This window comes from Streptomyces sp. SID3343, assembly GCF_009865215.1.
GTDB lineage: Bacteria > Actinomycetota > Actinomycetes > Streptomycetales > Streptomycetaceae > Embleya.
The window spans coordinates 1-17,393 of sequence record NZ_WWJX01001095.1; the positions used below are offsets into that span (position 1 = coordinate 1).

13 protein-coding genes and 1 pseudogene are annotated in these 17,393 nt (G+C 71.0%); 4 read left to right on the top strand and 10 right to left on the bottom strand.

Features of this window, described 5'->3' with window-relative positions:
* Window positions 1-201: pseudogene (locus GT354_RS34315) on the bottom strand (NADP-dependent oxidoreductase); the annotation flags it as partial.
* A gap of 76 nt (window positions 202-277) precedes the next feature.
* The gene (locus GT354_RS34320; protein ID WP_161360275.1) at window positions 278-1,192 is read right to left on the bottom strand and encodes a class III extradiol ring-cleavage dioxygenase; all 915 of its coding nucleotides are present in this window, start codon (window positions 1,190-1,192) and stop codon (window positions 278-280) included.
* 123 nt (window positions 1,193-1,315) lie between these two features.
* Here GT354_RS34320 and GT354_RS34325 point away from each other — a divergent pair, with 123 nt between their 5' ends.
* On the top strand, window positions 1,316-1,789 hold the full coding sequence (locus tag GT354_RS34325; protein ID WP_161360276.1) for a MarR family transcriptional regulator: 474 nt from the start codon (window positions 1,316-1,318) through the stop codon (window positions 1,787-1,789).
* Window positions 1,790-2,071: 282 nt separating this feature from the next.
* Here GT354_RS34325 and GT354_RS34330 read toward each other — a convergent pair whose 3' ends face one another.
* From GT354_RS34330 to GT354_RS34340, 3 genes are read right to left on the bottom strand one after another with little or no spacing between them, the layout of a single operon-like run.
* A complete protein-coding gene (locus tag GT354_RS34330; protein WP_161360277.1) occupies window positions 2,072-2,872 on the bottom strand; it encodes a zinc ABC transporter substrate-binding protein in 801 nt (266 codons plus the stop codon).
* Window positions 2,830-3,699, bottom strand: a complete 870-nt coding sequence (locus GT354_RS34335; RefSeq protein ID WP_161360278.1) for a metal ABC transporter permease — start codon at window positions 3,697-3,699, stop codon at window positions 2,830-2,832. The genes GT354_RS34330 and GT354_RS34335 overlap by 43 nt, the downstream gene beginning before the upstream one ends.
* Window positions 3,696-4,334 (bottom strand): ATP-binding cassette domain-containing protein, encoded by a 639-nt coding sequence (locus tag GT354_RS34340; RefSeq protein WP_161360279.1) that lies wholly within the window; start codon window positions 4,332-4,334, stop codon window positions 3,696-3,698. Before GT354_RS34340 ends, GT354_RS34335 begins: the two co-directional genes overlap by 4 nt.
* 449 nt (window positions 4,335-4,783) lie before the next feature.
* Here GT354_RS34340 and GT354_RS34345 point away from each other — a divergent pair, with 449 nt between their 5' ends.
* Both GT354_RS34345 and GT354_RS34350 read left to right on the top strand, forming a co-directional pair.
* Window positions 4,784-6,469, top strand: coding sequence for an FAD-dependent oxidoreductase (locus tag GT354_RS34345; RefSeq protein WP_161360280.1), 1,686 nt, complete (start codon window positions 4,784-4,786; stop codon window positions 6,467-6,469).
* Window positions 6,470-6,647: 178 nt separating this feature from the next.
* On the top strand, window positions 6,648-8,474 hold the full coding sequence (locus GT354_RS34350) for a thiamine pyrophosphate-binding protein (protein WP_161360281.1): 1,827 nt from the start codon (window positions 6,648-6,650) through the stop codon (window positions 8,472-8,474).
* A gap of 68 nt (window positions 8,475-8,542) precedes the next feature.
* Here the strand turns inward: GT354_RS34350 and GT354_RS34355 are convergent, their stop codons facing one another.
* Both GT354_RS34355 and GT354_RS34360 read right to left on the bottom strand, forming a co-directional pair.
* Window positions 8,543-10,216, bottom strand: coding sequence for a class I adenylate-forming enzyme family protein (locus GT354_RS34355; protein ID WP_161360282.1), 1,674 nt, complete (start codon window positions 10,214-10,216; stop codon window positions 8,543-8,545).
* Window positions 10,213-11,979, bottom strand: a complete 1,767-nt coding sequence (locus tag GT354_RS34360; RefSeq protein WP_161360283.1) for a CoA transferase — start codon at window positions 11,977-11,979, stop codon at window positions 10,213-10,215. Before GT354_RS34360 ends, GT354_RS34355 begins: the two co-directional genes overlap by 4 nt.
* Window positions 11,980-12,114: 135 nt before the next feature.
* Here GT354_RS34360 and GT354_RS34365 point away from each other — a divergent pair, with 135 nt between their 5' ends.
* Window positions 12,115-13,347 (top strand): acyl-CoA dehydrogenase family protein, encoded by a 1,233-nt coding sequence (locus GT354_RS34365; RefSeq protein WP_161360284.1) that lies wholly within the window; start codon window positions 12,115-12,117, stop codon window positions 13,345-13,347.
* Here the strand turns inward: GT354_RS34365 and GT354_RS54885 are convergent.
* From GT354_RS54885 to GT354_RS34380, 3 genes are all read right to left on the bottom strand, one after another.
* A complete protein-coding gene (locus GT354_RS54885) occupies window positions 13,293-13,502 on the bottom strand; it encodes a hypothetical protein (protein WP_237535762.1) in 210 nt (69 codons plus the stop codon). The two genes, GT354_RS34365 and GT354_RS54885, sit on opposite strands and share 55 nt — an antisense overlap.
* 780 nt (window positions 13,503-14,282) lie before the next feature.
* On the bottom strand, window positions 14,283-15,401 hold the full coding sequence (locus GT354_RS34375; protein WP_161360286.1) for an MFS transporter: 1,119 nt from the start codon (window positions 15,399-15,401) through the stop codon (window positions 14,283-14,285).
* Between the two features lie 320 nt (window positions 15,402-15,721).
* Window positions 15,722-17,143, bottom strand: coding sequence for a cytosine permease (locus GT354_RS34380; RefSeq protein WP_237535763.1), 1,422 nt, complete (start codon window positions 17,141-17,143; stop codon window positions 15,722-15,724).
* Between the last annotated feature and the right edge of the window lie 250 nt (window positions 17,144-17,393).

Consider the following 17,393-nt stretch of genomic DNA (forward strand, 5'->3'; position numbering starts at 1 on the left):
CAGGTCGATGCCCGGCACGTACGGAAGGGCGATCGGGATCATCTCGGCCAGGGCACCGGCGCGGATGTGGTCGTCGACCGGGTTGAACGACGTGGCCGCGACCCGCACCAGCACCTGCCCGGTGCCGGGGACCGGACGGTCGACGTCCTCGTAGCTCAGGACCTCGCTGTTGCCGAACTCGTGGAAACGTATTGCCTTCATGGCACTTTCCTCCTGGGTGTATCGATGTCGTCGCCAAGGAACGAGGCGATCGGCGGGAAGGTGAACGTCGAGACGCTCAGGTCAGCTGGACGGACCGGGTGGAGTTGCCCATCACCATGCGGTCGATGGCACTCACGGCGCTGCCGGGGTCGTCGGCGGCGCCGACGGTGAGCAGCAGCGGGACGAAATGGTCGGCCGTGGGGTGGGCGACCGCGGCGGCGGGTGCCTTGTTGCGGTAGTCGGTGAGGGAGTCGACGTCGCCCCGGGCGAGGGCGTCGACGGCCCATGCGTCGAAGGCCGTGGTTTCGGCGACGAGTTCCGGGCGGCGGAAGACGCTGAAGCTGTGCGTCATGAAGCCCGAGCCGAGAACGAGGATGCCTTCTTCGCGCAGGGGCCGCAGGCGTACTCCGAGCTCGAACAGAGCGCCCGGGTCGAGGTTGGGCATCGACAGCTGCACGACCGGGACGTCGGCCGCGGGGTACATGGCCATGAGCGGGATGAAGGCGCCGTGGTCGAGGCCGCGGTCGGTGAACTCGTGTACCGGCGTCCGGCCCAGCAGGCCCGCCAGTCGCCGAGCCAGGTCGCCGGCGTCGGGGGTCGCGTACGGAAGAGTCTTGTAGCGGGGGTGGAAGCCGCTGAAGTCGTAGAAGAGCGGGGTACCGGCCGCGGCTCCGGATATCGCGACCGGCGCCCGTTCCCAGTGGGCCGAGACGACGACGACGGCCCGGGGTTTGGGCATCGACCGGGACCACTCGAAGAGGTCGCCGAGCCACTGCGGATCGTCGAGGGTGAACGGGGCCCCGTGGCTGACGAACAGGCTGGGCAGGGGACCGTCGGAGGGGCTCCACACCCGCTGCTCGCGCGCCTGGGGCAGGACCCGGGCGAGGAGGTCGTCGTACGCCGCCGCCGGGGTACGCGACGGGAAGGGGGAAGTCAGTCCGTTCGGGGAAGCCGGTCCGTTCAGGGTGGCCGGACTGCTCGTAGGGGTCATCGAGATCAACTCCTTCACTTGCCTAAGCAAGTGTTTTCACTTGCCTGGGCAAGTTGAAACATAGCCTGCCGAAGGTTGCCCAGGCAAGTGAAACAAGTTTCCCGGGCAAGTAGGATGGGGCGCATGAACACCCAGTCACCGTGGCTCGACGACGACCAGCAGGACCTGTGGCAGGCGCTGCTCACGGTCGTGATCGCCCTCCCGGCAGCCCTCGACCGTCAACTGCAGCGAGAAGCGGGCATCTCCAACTTCGAGTACGGGGTTTTGGCCCAACTGTCCATGACCGACGAGGCCACGATGCGACTCAGCGACCTCGCCCGGGTCTGCGACAGCACCCAGCCCCGCCTGTCAAAAGTGATGGACCGCTTCGAAACCCGCGACTGGGTCACCCGCCGACCCGACCCCGGCGACGGTCGATACACCCTCGCCACCCTGACCGACACCGGCCGACACAAGCTCGTCGAAAGCGCACCGGACCACGTAGCGCAGGTGAAGCGGCTCGTCTTCGATCCCCTCAGCGCCGCACAACGCCGCCACCTCCAGACCGCACTCACCCGCATCGCCGCCACCGTACGCCGGGAACTCGAAGGAGGCTGAGCACCGTTCCCGTACCGTCTCGGTTACTGCGGCCACTCGGCAGTCCCCTGGCGGTCGACGTCCGGCGAACTCGCGCCGGTTACTCGGCGCGGATCCGGGGGGGGCGGCCTGCTCCGGGGGGTGCGGGTCGGGCACATCGCACTCCCCCGCGGACGCGCCCGGCGCCGGAAGCGATGGCGCGCCGGTACCGCCCAGACCCGGCGCAACGGTGTGGGCCCGGCCGCCGAGCGCCCGGGCCCACACCCCGGAAATCGCCCACGGCCGGGGAGAATCACCGAGGAATCAGGCTCCGGTCATCGCCTTGCGCAGGGCCGATGCCGCATCGCGGTACACCGGCAACAAGTCCAAGTCCTTGCCCGGGTAGTTGACGATCTCGATCTGCCGAGCGCCCGACTCGGGCAGTACCTTCCCCGTGGTCATGTGGGCGTTGTCCAGGACCAGAGCCGGTTCCTTCTTCGCCAGGTCCGACAGTTGCGACGCGGTCACCGCCTCGGGCCCGTAAGTGCCCCGGACTTCGGCCCCGGCCATCTTCGCCGCCCACACCGAGAAGACCTGGGCGACGACCGTGGGGGCCCTACCGCTCGGCCAGGTGCCCTCCAGGCCCTTCCGAAGCGTGTCGTACTCGGCCCGAAAGGCCGTGTTCCACGCGGCGCCGGCGGGCTGCGTCCCGAACACGGCGGCCAGTCGCGTCACTTCGGCCGTCACCTTGTCGGCGTCGTTGTCCAGGCCGACCTCGACGAGCTCGGCCTTCGATCCGGCCGCGTCCTTGATCTTCTTCGCGTACGGCTCGAACGGCGCGTAGAGCACGAAGTCGGCGCCGGCCACTGCGGCCAGGTCGGACGGTTTGGGGTCGTAGTCGGGGGCGTGCTGCACCGACGAAGGCACGATCACCGTGATGTTCTCGGCTCCGGCCGCCTTGGCGAAGGCGCCCTCCCACGTGGTGGTGACCACGACGGTCGGGCCGCCCTTGGGTCGGCCGCCCGTGTCGTCGTCGGAGGAATCGTTACCGCACCCGACGGCGGTCAACGCCAGGCCCACGCTCAGTGCGACGAGGGAAGTGAAACGGACGCGGATGTGCGCCATGAGCCGATTCTCCGATCGGGTATGAGACGAACGACCAGGACCACTGCCCCGGCCGTCAGGACGAGCACCGGACCGGGCGGCAGGTCCAGCCAAAGCGCGAGCAGAAACCCCGACAGGTTCACCACGACCCCGATGCCGACCGCCCACGCGGTGATGGACCCCAGCGAGGTGCCCAGGCGTCGGGCGGCGAGCGCGGGCAACAGGGTCAGTGCGTCGACGAGCAGCGCACCGGTCAACTTGATCGCCCCCGCGACGGCGACGGACACCAGGACGAGCAAAAGCGGGGTGAGCACGTTCACGCGTACCCCGGCGGCCACCGCGAGTTCACGGTCGTACAACAACAGGGCGACGTCGCGGCGGCGCCACCGAAACAAGAGCGGTACGACCGCCGCCAGGATGCCCAGCACCCACAGGTCGGCCTCGCCCACCGACAGGATCGACCCCCACAGGAGGGCGAAGGCGCCCGCCGCGTTGACGCCGGACAGCGAAAGCACGAGAAGCGCCGCCGCGATCGCCAGACTCATCAGCAGACTCATCGCTGCCGACAGACCGTCGGGACTTCGCGCGAGCGGAGCAACTCCCGTGCCGGCCAGGGCACACGCCCCCAGCGCGCACAGCATCGGGTCCAGACCGGTCCACAGGCCCACCGCGATGCCGAGCAACGCCACGTGCATCATCGCGAACCGCACCGGCATGATGTCCAGCCCGACGATGACCACGCCCACGATCGGCAGGCCCACCGCCGCCAACAACAGCGCCAGGCCCGCCCGTTGCACCGGCACGAGTCGAAGAAGCTCCCCGACGTCGGCCGTGGCCAGGCCGGTCACCGCACCTCCCGCAGCCGACCCGCGGCCATTTCCAACACTCGGTCACAGCGCTCCGCCAGGACCCGATCATGCGTGACCACCACGACCGTGACCGGCAGCGAGAGCAGCAGATCGGCAGCCTCCTCCTGCCCCGCGAAATCGAGCGCCGCCGTCGGTTCGTCCGCCAACAACACCCCCGCTCCCGCGGCGACACAGCCGACGGCCCGAGCCAGATACACCCGCTGCAACTGACCACCGGACAACGAATCCACGGGCCGGCCCGCGAGCGCGCCGACACCCAAACGCTCGGCGGCCCGATCGGCCTCGGCCGCCGCGCCACCGCTCGCCAGCAACTCGCGGGCCAACAGGGGAAACCGGCCGGGCGCGGGTTTCTGCGGGACCCACGCGCACGCCCGCCGGCGCCACGCCCACTCGGCCGCCGTTCGCGCGTCCCGTCCGCCCACCCGGATTCGGCCGTTCGAGAGGCCGTGCAAACCGAGTACCGCTCGCAACAGCGTGGTCTTGCCGGAACCGTTCGTGCCGGTCAACGCCACTCGCTCGCCGACCGCCACATCGAGGTCCACCTCCGTCACGGCCTCCACGCGGCCGTGACGGCAGCACACTCCGCGCATTCGTATGTCCAACCCGTCGTCCATCCCCACCTCGCTTCAGAAGAAGAGTCGGAACACGAAGGCGGTGAGTTCCCGGCGACCCCCGTGTCTCGCGCGCCCGGCGGCGTGACGGGACATGCCCGGGACCGTGGCCCCGGGCGCCTGGGACAGCGGGCGGCCCAGCATGGCGGGGAAGCGAGCGAGCGGGGAACACGGAAACGTTTCCCCGGATGGCAATGCCGGCGGACCGCTCACGGGAACCGGAACCCTCGCGGGCTCCGACAGGCTCCGGAACCCTCGCGGGCTCCGGATGGCTCTGCAGAGCACCGACGGGCTCGCACGGCACGGCTTCTCGCGGGGTCCTTCGGGCCCGTGACCCGAAGCCGTCCCGGTTCGTTGCCGGAAGGGGACTGCGCGCTCCCTTCCATGACGCCGGGCGACGGGTGCCCGAGCACCCCGTGTCGCGAGACGAGCGAACGAGAAGAGGAATGCAGATGACCACGCCGAACGAGCCACCTCCCGAGTCGGCGACCGACGCCACCGCTCTCGGCGAGGCCGTACACGCGCTGCGCCAAGCCATGATCGGCCGGTCCGGGCCGGCGGCCACCGGTTGGGTCGGTCCCCGACAACGGGCGAAGCGGTGGGGGGCGCCGACCGAGCCCCTGAAGGTGCTGATCCTCGGCGCCGGCGTGGCCGGGTTGACCGCTGCCTACGAACTGGGCTCCCTCGGCCACGAGGTCACCGTCCTGGAGGCGCAGAACCGAGTCGGGGGACGTAGTCGTACCGTCCGCAAGGGCGACCGACTCCACGAGCTCGACCCGGTCACCGGGCGGCCCGTGCTCACCTACACGTGTGGCTTCGAGGACGGCATGTACCTCAACCTCGGCCCCGGGCGCATCCCCTACCATCACCGCCGCGTGCTCCGCTATTGCCGAGACTTCGGCGTCGCGCTGGAGCCGTACGTCATGGAGAGCACGGCCAATCTGGTTCGCCCGCCGAATGCGGACGCCGCCTGGAGCAACCGGCGCGTAGCCAACGACACGCGCGGATACATCGCGGCGAAAGTCGCCGAAACCCTGGTCGAGCGGGACGCGTTCACCGATGAACTGCGGGACCTGCTGCGAGTGTTCGGGGCACTGGACGACGACGGGGCATACGTCGGCTCCACCCGTTCCGGCTACCTCCGCGACCCCGTGGTCGAGGACTTCCCGCTTCCCGCACCGGCGCTGGCCTTCGAGGACCTGGTGAATTCCGGGTTCTGGAGATACCGCTTCTACCAGCCGGTCGACTACGAGTGGCAGGCGACGATGTTCCAGCCGGTCGGCGGCATGGACCACATCGTCAAGGCGTTGGCTCGCGAGGCCGAGAAGGTGGGCGTGACGATCGTGCCGGGTGCCGAGGTCACCGACATCGGGATCGACTCCGGCCGCTCCCGGGTCCTCGTCACCTACGTCAAGGACGGCGCATCGTTCGAGGTCGATGCTCGGCACTGTGTGAGCAGCATCCCCGCCCCGGTGCTCAAGCACGTCTCCCGGCACGGTTTCTCGGACGGATTCGAACGTGCCGTCGACACCGTGGAGTTCGCGAAGACCTGCAAGGTCGGCTGGCAGGCGAACCGGCGCTTTTGGGAAGGGGACCTCGAAGACGGAAAAGACGCCGGCGAGGGAATCTACGGCGGCATCAGTTGGATCGGCCACAACATCACCCAGGTGTGGTACCCGTCCAACGACTACTTCACCGACAAGGGAACTCTCACCGGTGCCTACAACTACGGGGAGGACGCCGAGGAACTCGGAAATCTGGATCCGCAAAAACGTCTCGACGTCGCGCGCGACGGCGCCACTCGCCTACACCCCGAATTCGCCGACACCACCCTCGTGCCCCAGGACAAAGGCATCTCCATCGCCTGGCACAAAGTGCCCTACCAGTTGGGCGGTTGGGCGGATTGGCAGCCGGATCGGGAAGACCACCGGCAGGCGTACAAGCAACTGCTCCAGCCCGAGGGCGGCGACGTCTTCTACGTCACCGGCGACCAGATCTCGCCGCTGCCCGGTTGGCAGGAAGGCGCGATGATGTCGGCCCACTACGTCGTCCAACAGATCCTCAGGGTGATGCCCCTCAGGGTTTCGGAGCAGGTCATCGTCCCCGACTCCGTCGCGCTGACGCAGGGACGGCGCTGAGACCGACACCGCGAGGCGGCACCCGGTCCTTCGGAAGGAGACGCCCCGGAAGGAGACACCCCCGGAACGCGATGCCGTCGCAACCGTGTTGCCCCCCACTTCGAGCCCGACGACCGCACGCCGCACGCCGCACGCCGCACGCCGCACGCCGCACCACAACGAACCAGGAGAACCAGTGATGAGCAACGACTACCCCCAAGCCCCGCAGTCGTGGACGGTGGCCCGCTACCTGCTCCATCGGCTGCGCCAACTGGGGATCACCCACCTGTTCGGGGTCCCGGGCGACCACTTGGGCCCGTTCCTGGACGTGCTGGAGGACGAGGCTGACGTGGAGTGGGTCGGCACCCCCACCGAGGGCGGCGCCGGCCAAGCGGCCGATGCCTACGCCCGCGTCCACGGGATCGGGGCGGCGGCGGTCACCTACAGCGTCGGCGCGTTCGGGCTGCTGAATGCCGTCGGCGGCTGCGACGTCGAGTACGTGCCGCTCATCGCGATCAACGCCTCTCCCACCTACGAGCAGTGGCAGAACCATCGCGCCGTCGGCCTGCTCGCCACGCACATGGGACGCCGCCCCGAGAGCAACGTGGACGTCTTCCGGCAGGTCACCTGCGACGCGCAGGTGATCTCCAACCCGGGTCTGGCGCCCATCCAGATCGACAGCGCGTTGACCGCGTGCCTGTCCGAGCGCCGCCCCGTCTACCTGGAGATCCTGGAAGACCTCTGGGACGCCCCCTGCGCGGAACCCCTCGGCACGATCGAACGCCGCGAACGCCCCCTGACGCCGACCGGTGAAACGATGCTCAGGGACGCCGTGGACGCGATCCTCGCCTTCATCGAGACCAACCGAGTCGGCAGTCGGCCGCGCCCGATCCTGTGGGCCGGGGAGGAGATCGACCGCTTCCGACTGGGCGATTCGCTGATCTCGCTGCTTGAGCAGACCGGAATCCCGTATTGCACCACCATCGGGGCCAAGGCCGTGGTCGCGGAGAGCCTTCGCCAGTGCGTCGGCGTGTACAACGGCGACGCGACCGATCCCGCCGTCCGTCGGATCTTCAAGGAATGGGCCGACTGCCGCATCGGCCTGGGCAGTTGGACCACGTCGAACAACCTCTCGGGGGAGCACACCGTCGGCACCGACTGGTCGGTGGCGGCACACGGCGGGGTCAGCGTCGGCACCACATACTTCCCCGACGTCCAATTGGCCGCTCTCGTTCCGGCCCTGCGCGATGCGCTGGTGGCCACGTACGGGCGCGGCGGCCTCGAGGCGGACTACTACGCCGACGCCCGGGCAGCAGGGCTCGACGTGCCGGCGAACACCACCGCCTTCCGCGCGATGGTGACCAGGGCGGACTCGCCCCCCGGCGACCTGACGTACGACGGCCTCTTCGCCCGGGTCAACGGCTTTCTGGCGACCCGGCCGGACCAGTCCTGGACGGTCCTGGTGGACACGGGCTTCGCGCAGACCGCCTCGATCAACCTGCGTCTGCCCGCGGGCTGCTACCTGTCCCAGAACAGTTGGTCCTCGATCGGCTGGACGGTCGGCGCGGCCGTCGGCGCCGTCCTGGCCCGCGGCGAGGAGCAGCCCACCCGCCCCATGGTGTTCGCCGGAGACGGAGCCTTCCAGGAGACCTGCCAGGAGATCTCCACGCACACCCGCCTGGGGCTGCGGTCGGTGGTCTTCGTTCTCGACAACGAGAACTTCTACGGCATCGAACAGATGCTGATCAACCCCTGCTACTACAAGAAGTCCCGCCCGCCCGGCCATGCCGACGGGTACAACGTCCTGCACCCGTGGAACTACGACCGCTTGGCGGAGGTGTTCCACACCGACAAGACACCCGTCACCGGCGTCACGATCTCCGACGGATCCGAACTCGACGCGCTCTTCGACCGACTCGCCGATCCCACCGACCCGATCAACGCGGGGCCGCTCCTGGTCCGGCTGCGCCTCGGGCGTCACGACTTCCCACGCGCCTTCACCCATGCACTCGCCGACTGCCCGTAACCGACATACCCGGCCGGACATCCCCGGCCGCACCCGAACGGCAACCGACCCCGGGCAACGGGTTCGCGTCAGTTCGCGGCCGGGGACTGCTCGCGGGTGGCCCGGCCGGTGAGGCGTTCGCGTAGCCGTGCCCGGTCCGGCTTGCCCGCCGGCGTCAGGGGCAGTTCGTCGACCGTCAGCAGGTGTTCGGGGTGTTTGCGGCGTTCGAGGCCGCGGGCGTCCAGGTGTGCGCCCAGGTCTTCGAGTGTGGGGGTCCGCGCGTCGCGGGGCACTACGCAGGCGGCGAGTCGTTCCCCCATGAGGGGGTCGGGGATTCCCACGCACACCACGTCGCGCACGAGCGGGTGGGTGGCGAGGTGGAGTTCGACCTCGGCGGGACTGATGTTGGCGCCGCCGCGGATCACCACGTCCTTCAGGCGCCCGACGATCCGCAAGGCGCCGCTTTGGTCGACCAGCCCCAGGTCACCGGTGCGTACCCAACCGTCGGCCGTGCGGTAGCGGGCGTCGAGGTCGGGAGCCGCGACGTAGCACAGCGGAGTCATCGGGCCGCGGGCGACGATCTCCCCGACCGTCCCGGTGGGGACTTCCTCCATGTGCGCGGTGTCGGTCACCGCGATGCGGATGTCGGCGACGCGCGGATCGGGGAGGCCGGCGCGGGTGCCCGGTCCGTCGTCGTGCGCCCTCTCGCCGGTGAGACCGGTGTGGCAATTGACGCCGTCGGCCGATCCGTAGAGGTTGACGATCGGGCAGCCGAACGCGAGGCGTGCCTCCTCGGCGGTGCCCTCGTCCAGGGGCGAGCCTCCGACGATCACGGCGGTGGGCGGGGTGAAGGCCGGGTGCGCGCCGGTGGCGATCCGGTCGAGCATCATCCGGATCATCGTCGGCACTCCCAGCACATGGGTCGGTCGGTGGGCGGCAAGGGCTTCCAGTGCGGCTTGGGGGGTGAAGTGGTCGAGCAGTACGAGGGTTCCACCGTGGCGGGCAAGGGTGACCGGGGTGCCGTTGCTGCCGAACGCGGAGGCCAGCGGCACCAGGAACAGACAGCGGGGTGGCTGCTTGTCCGGGATGAGGGAGGCCAGGAAGTTGCCACGTCCGCCGGCCAGGGCGTTGTGGGAGTAGGCAACCATCTTGGGTTCGGCCTCCGAACCGGAGGAAACGAGAATGCGGGCGGCGGTATCCGGGTCCGGGCGGGCCGGGACGAAGGTCTCGGCATCGGTGCGCAGCAGTTCGGCCAGTGCGAGCGCGCCCTCGGGGACGTCGCCGGGCCCGGCGGCGATCACCGCGCGCAGCGCCGGTAGTTCGTGCCTGAGGGCGAGCAGGTCGGCGGCGGGTCGACTGCCGCGATACTCGACGGCGGCGATGACCGCGACCGCCTGCGATCGACGCAGCAGCGAGGCCGCCTCACTACCGCCGCGGCCGATCGGGAACGGCAACGCGATCGCCCCCAGCGCGGCCGTGGCGAGGTCGGCGACGACGGCGTTTCGGTTGTTGGGCAGTTGTATGCCCACCACGTCTCCGGTGCCGATGCCTCGCGCGGCCAGTCCGGCGGCCAGGCATCGCACCTGGCGATCCAGGGCCGTGTAGCAGAGCTTTCCCTTGGCGTCCACGACCGCCGTGTGGTGTGGGTCGGTGATCCGGCGGGCGCGGTAAAGGCTGTAGAGGTCCAGATCCGGACAGGTGCCCTCGACCGCCCAGGCCCGGCGCAGTGCGGTGGGCAGCAGGTCGCGCAGTTCGACACTCACGTGAAGCTCCAAGGGGCGGGGACGGCCGGGGCGCCGTGGGCGTCGCGGGTGATCGAGGCGGCGAAGCGGGCGTCGTGCGGCAGCCCGGCGAGGTCGGTGGTGACGGCGGTGGCCGTCAGGCCGTGGGCACGCAGCAGTTCGAGGGCCGGTCCGGTGGGCAGGGTCCGCAGGTCGTGGCGCGCGGCTGCCGCGGCGCACGTGTCGGTGGGGGCGATCCATCCGTCGGCGGTGGGCAGTGGGCGGCGGAAGCCGGCGGGGCGGCGGGTGGGGAGTCCGCGCGCGGTCCGAGTGCGGGCCGGGGCGGTGAGTACGTCGGCGGCGCCGAGCAGGGACGAGTCGACGCGTACGCCGCGTCCGGTGCGTTCACGCAGCAGCAGGCCGGCCAAAATCGCCTCGGCGCCCAGGAGTCCGCCGAGCACGTCGAGCACGGTCATCAGGGACGGCGCGGGTGCTTCGTCGGCGGACCGCACCGCCTCGCCGACCCCGGTACGGGCCTGGACCATGAAGTCGGTGCCCATCGGGGCGTCGGGCACACGGTCGGCGAAGCCACTGGTGTAGGCGTAGACGAGCGCGGGGTTGACGGCCGCCAAGTGTTCGTGATCCAGGCCGAGTTCGGCGGCCTTGCCCGGCGCCCAGTTGTGTACGAACACGTCCGCCTCGGCGGACATCGCTCGCAGCCGCTTGCGGTCCGCGGCCGACTTGATGTCCACCTCGACGGCCTTCTTGCCGCGGTTGAGCGCCAGCCAGCGGGCCGAGATGCCCGAGCAGCACGGCGGCATGCCCCGCAGCGGGTCGCCGCCCGGCGGTTCGACGCGCACGATGTCGGCGCCCAGGAGCCCGAGGAGGTGCGCGGTCAGCGGCGCTTGGATGCGGCGGCCGGCCTCCAGCACCGTCAGGCCCGACAACGGCAGCGCGAGGGGCGCGCCCACCGGCCTGCGGTACGTCGCGTCCGTGTCGTATCCGGTCAGGTCCCAGGGCGCCGTCTCGCGGCGTTCCCTCGTCCACTCGGCCTGGGATCGCAGCGGGCACACCTGGGCGCCGGACGCGTGCGCGGCCTCGCGTACTCGTGCCCAAGCGCTCGCACGGGTCACGTCGTGCAACACCGGTGGGAACGGCGCGCAGGCCGTGGCGTAGCGGAACTGGAACGGGCGCCAGCCGCGACGTATCGCCTCCTCGGGAGCGCCGAGTGCGCGCCAGAACGCCGCCCAGGAACTCGGATCGAGCGTCTCCAGTTCGAAGTCCGTGCCCTCGGCCGACCTGAACGGCGGTCCGCCGGGGCCGAGTTCCACCGCTTCGCCGTCCTCGGCTCCGGCCGCGGCGAGGTACTGCGAGACGGCGAGCAATGCGGCCCGCTGGGCGCTGACCTCGACCCGCGTGACGTGTCCGCCCCGGGCGAGCGCGAGCTGCCCGGCCAACAAACCCTGCACGGCGAGGATCCCGGTGGCGGTGGCGACGTAGTCGAGGGCGAGGCCGCGCGGGGCGCCGTCGCGTCGACCGTGCACCGCCATGATGCCGGTGGCGGCCTGCACAGTGGCCTCGTCGGCGACGCCGGCCGCCTCCCCCCAGGACGTCGCGGCGCTGACATCGCCCGTCCGGGCTCCGGTGAGGGTGACCCGGCCACCCGGCCCGGCGGCCCCGCCCTCGGCGCCCAGCAGCCGTAGATGTCGCGTGACGAGATCCTGCGCCGGCCCCGGTGGGCCGGACGTGCGCACGTGAAAGCCCGCCAAAGGCGCGGTCGTTCGGGTATCGGCCGGATGTGCCATGCCGTGTTCTTCCTTCCGATGTCGTGACAGCGGGAACCCGGGGACCATCGCCACCGACCAGCTCCACAGAACAAGCAGTCGCACAACCGTTTCCGGTAGTTCCCACCCACCCGTGTGAAAGGCGGTGAACCCGCGATGCAGGACCTGCGTGGCGGCCCCGAATGCCCGGCGGAGATCCGCGAGCTCAGACAGCGCGTCGCGGACTTCGTCCACGACCGGGTCGTCCCGAGCGAGCCCGTCCTCGACCGGGGCGGGCCGCCGGCCGCCGCCGCCCTGCGCCGGCTCCGACAACAGGCGAAGGACGAAGGACTGTGGGCGCTGCCGCTACCCGTCGAGATCGGCGGCCAAGGGCTGCCCCTGCGGCTGTACGCTCCGATCGCGGAGGTCGAGGGCGCCAGCGACCACGGGCCCGCCGCCCTCGGCTCGGCATCGTTGTTGGACGCGGTCATGATGTGGCGCCACGGCATGCCGAGCGTCCGGGAGAGTTGCGCCGAGCGGCTGGTCGCGGGCGAGGTGCGCGCGGCCTTCGCGATGACTGAGCCCGGGACGCCCGGTACCGAACCCACCGCCGCGACCACCCGGGCGGTGCTCGAACCGGGCGGAACCTGGCGCATCAGCGGCCGTAAGTGGTTCACCAGCGGCGCCGCCGACGCGGACTTCGTCACGGTGCTCGCCCGCACCGACGGCGAACACCCGGCCCGTCGGGGCCTGTCCCTGCTGCTGGTTCCCACCGCCGCGCCCGGGTTCCGCGTCGTGCGGGACCTGCCGGTGCTCGGTGCGAGCGGCCAGGCGGAGATCGAACTCACCGACGTGCGTGTGCCGCTCGATCACCTGATCGGCGCCCGCGGCCAAGCCTTGACCGTTGCCCGCGAACGACTGCAACTCGGCCGCGTCCTAAGGTCTTTGCGCTGGCTCGGCCAGGCTTGGCGGGCCTTCGCGTTGCTGCGCGACCGCGCCGCGAGCCGCGCCCACTCCTCGGCGCGGCTCGGCGACCTCCAACTCGTCCAGCGCCATGTCTTCGAGGCGCTGCTCGCCCTGCGTACCACCGGACCGCTGGTGTACGAGGCCGCCGCCCGGCTCGACGCCGGTCTCGACGCCCACTTGGACGTGGGCCTGGCCAAGGTCGCCGCGGCCCGCACCCTTGAACAGGTGTCCGACGCGGCGATCCAGGTGTACGGGGCGGAGGGTCTGGGGCCCGACACCGCGCTGCCCGCGCTCTTTCGCGCCGGGCGCGCCGCGCGAATCCTCGACGGACCCGACGAGTTGCACATCGTCTCGGTCGCCCGGCGAGTGCTGCGCCCCGCCGCGCACGCTCAACCGTCGGACGCGTCGGCGTCCCGGTCGCCGGTGAGCCGGGCGAGCGCGTAGGCGAGGAAGAAGTTCCCCCAGATCAGTTCGTGCCGGACCGCCGTGCCGGCGGCGAGGTCGTAACAGCCGTCCAGGAGGCGGCCGTCGTCGGTGAGGTGGCACCGGACCAAGGCGTCGAGGACGGCGACGGCGTGCTCTCGACGGCCCAGCCGCAACAGCGCGGTCGCCGCGATGGCCGCCGCCGAGGTCTCGGGGCGGGTCCGCCTCGTCCGCCGGGGGCACCAGGTCCGAAGGAAGCAACGCGCTTGTCACCTCGGCCAGTTCGGCGGAGTCCAGGAGGTGGGCGCCTTCGGCTACCGCGAGCAGCAGCCAGGCCCGGCCCCGGCTCCACCCGGGCGCGAGGTCCTCGGCCGCGGTCCAGCCGGTCGATCGGTCGTAGTACCACGACCAGTGGGAGGGCCGACGGCGCAGGCACAGATCGAGGTGTCGCCGCAGGTGCGACCGCGCCGCCGTCGGGTCGACCGTCGCCAACAGCGGAACCAGGCCCGGAACCCCGTCCGCGCGGGCGCGCAGACGAGGTCCGCCGAACGCCGAACCCCACGGCACCAGGCCCGGTTCGTCGTCGAAGGCATCCCGACACGCAAACGCCGCTCGCTCGCGCAGCGCCGCCACACCGGGCCCACCGGTGGCCGACGCCGTGCCGTACCAGAAGATCAACCCCCGGGTCGCGGTGTCGGCTTCGACCCAACCCGCCAACCGATCCACACAGGCGCGCGCCGCCTCCCGATCCGCCGCCTCGCCCGAGCAGTCGGCGCGCAGCCACAGCAGCCCCGCCCAGAATCCGCCGGTCCACGAACCTCGCCCGGTGGTCGTCCACGTGCCGCTGTCCGGGGCCGCGAACAACGGGAAACGTTCGCCGACCACGGCGTGCGTGGCCGCCACTCGGTCGAGGATCGACGCGAGGGCGGGGCCGGCCCACGCCGGCGGGCGGGGCGTCATCCGCGCCCCGGCGAACGCGACTCGCGTGCCGCCCACAGCCCGGCCACGACGCCGGCCGCGGCGAACTCACCGGCCACCAGCAGCCATCCGGGGCCGTAGTGGCCGGCGTCGGCCAACACCCCGAACAGTGGCGGCCCGACCGCGAACCCGGTGAAGAACCCCGCGGAGACCAACGCCGAGTCCTGCCCTGCCCGGCCGGGCGCCGCGCGCTGCATCACCGACACCATCGACACCGCGTTGGCCGACACCGCGAACACCCCCACGCCGCAGGCCGCGACCCACACCAGGGGGCCTGCGGATGCCGACACCGCCAACAGGACCGCCGCTCCCACCGCGCCGGCGGCCAACCCGCCTGGCAACCACCGGGAGCCGCCCGGGCGGGCGGCTACTCGTGACCACCCCACCCGCCCGACGATCCCGGCCGTTCCGAGCACCGCCACCAGCGCCCCGGCGGCGGTCAGGCCCAGCCCCAACCGCTCGGCGCCGTACAGCGCCAGGTAGGTGTTCACCGAAGCGATGCCGCTGCCCAACAGCACGGAGAACGACGCCAACCACGCGACCGTCCCGCGCGGCACCCACACCGCGGGCACCGGATTCGTCGGCGGATCGACCGGCAACACTCGGACCGCCCACCAGGCCGCCACCAGGGCGGCACCCGCGGCCGTCCACACCGCCCCCCGCCAACCCGCGACCTGGGCCAGCGCCGCCAGCGGCAAGCCGGCCGCGAACGCCCCCAGTTGCACCCCGGACTGCTTCGTCCCGGTCACCGCTCCGCGCCGCGCCGCCGGCACGCCGGCCATGATCGCCTTGTTCGTGGCCGGATTGGCCAGCGCCTGTGGCAACCCACCGAGCGCAACGGCCCCCATCAGCAGGCCGAGGCCCGGTGCCGACCCGATCAACGCCAACGACAACGCCGATACCACCAGCAGAGCGACCAGACAGCGACGCGGCCCGATCCGGTCCACCACGCGCCCGCCCACCGGCGACAACACCGCCGCCGCACCGAATCCCACCGTCGTGGTCAGACCCAATGTCGCCGGTGACACCCCCAACTCGCGCACGATGCGCGGACCGAGCGCCCCGATGAGGAACAACTGCAACATCGAGAACGCCATGGCACACGTCAACAGCGCCGTCGTCACACCGATCGACCGCTGCCCGCCCGCGTCCGCCCCCGCGGGACCCGCACCCGACTCCGCCACCACGGACGCCCCTTGCCTCCGGCCGCCACACCCCGCAGGCGCCGCGATCCGCGACAGACGTCGGATCGCCGTCGGGACAAGTTCCGCGTTCGATCCGTGACCCGGCTCACACCGGCTCTCCGCGGCGGCTCTCGGACTTCGCCACGGCGAGGGAAGGCCGTGCGCCGCCGGGACGACGCGGATCACGCCTGCCACCGGTCCGGATCCGTCCGGCCGCGAAGGGGACCCGGCCGTCAGCCGACCGGCGCCTCGGTGCGGGTGTCGCCGACCTGCGGCTCGGCCGGGCGGATGGTCTGGGCGGGCGGGTTCGCGTGACGGCGCGCCCACAGGTAGTAGAGCACCGACGTGACCACGAGGCCGACGATCCAGGAGATGTCCGCGCCGTCCAGTCGCTTGGTGAGCGCGCCGGTGTACAGCGTGGTGGCCAGGAACGGGATCTGCACGACCACGCCGACGACGTAGCAGGTCAGGGCGGTGACGTTCCACCGGCCGTAGCGGCCGTTGGGGTCGTACAGCGCGGGGATGTCGACGCGCTCGCGCGAAATGAGGTAGTAGTCGACGAGGTTGATCGCGCTCCACGGCGTGAAGACCGTCAGGAGCAGCAGGACGAAGTTCTTGAAGTTGTTCAGGAAGTCCGCGCTGGCCGCCATCGCGATGACCACCGAGACCGCGGTGAAGGCGATGATGTATGCCGCGCGGGCGGCCTGCGAGATTCGCGAACGTCCGTCGAACGCCGTCACGATCGTCAGGATCGACATGAAACCGCCGTACGCGTTCAGGCAGTTGACGGTCAGTTTGCCGATCACGATCACCAGGTAGATGAGGAAGGCCAGAACCGCGGGGCCCGCCAGATCGCCGAGGAAGCCGACCTGATCCGGCAGGAACGCGTCGCCCGCGACGGCCGCGGTGAGCGCGCCCAGTGTCATCGCGAGCTGCGATCCGACCACCGAGCCCGCGAATGTCGACCAGAAGGTCGCGCGGCGGCTGGTGTCGCGCGGCAGATAGCGCGAGTAGTCGGCGACGTACGGGCCGAAGGTGAGTTGCCACCCGGCGCCGAGGCCGATGGCGAGCAGGAACGTCGCGTCGTCGAAGCCCTTGAGACCCACATGCGCGCCGACGTCGTACTGCGTGAAGAGGCGGATCACCAAGTAGCCGAGGCCGAGCCCGCCCACGACGGTCGCGATTCGGCCCGCGAGGTGGATCAGGCGGTAGCCGGTGACGGCCACCACCGCGGTCAGCGCGCCGAAGATCAGGATCCCGACCTTGGCGTTGTCGATGTGCAGCATCTCGCAGACTGCCTGACCGGCCAGGACGGTGCCGGTCGCGGCGAAGCCGAGGTACATCAGGATCACCAGCAGCAGCGGCAGGACCGCACCGTAGACGCCGAACTGCGCCCGGCTGGAGATCATCTGCGGGACCCCCAGGCGCGGCCCCTGCGCCGAGTGCAACGCCATGACGGCGCCGCCCAGCACGTTGCCGATGAGCAGCGCGAATATCGCCCACAGCGCGTCGGCGCCGAAGACCACCGCCAAGGCACCGTCGACTATCGCGGTGACCTGCATGTTGGCGCCGAACCACAGGGTGAACTGGCTGCGCGGTGAACCGTGCCGCTCGGCGTCGGGGATCACCTCGACGGTGCGGCGTTCCATCGCCATGCCCCCATCGGATACTTGCTCGATCGGCATGTGCGTGACTCCCAAGGCGTAGCGGCGATCACGCCGAACTCTGTCCCGTCCCACCGAATCTGGCATGAAGATGAACAGAGTTCAAGATCGTGAATGAATAATTTCATGTATTGGACACCACATCCTCGCCGCGGCGGCGCCGGCCGGCCGCGGCCGATGCCAGGCGGGAACGGCAAGCGCGCAAGGGTGGGCGGGCCCGCCGCATCGGGAATCCCCCACG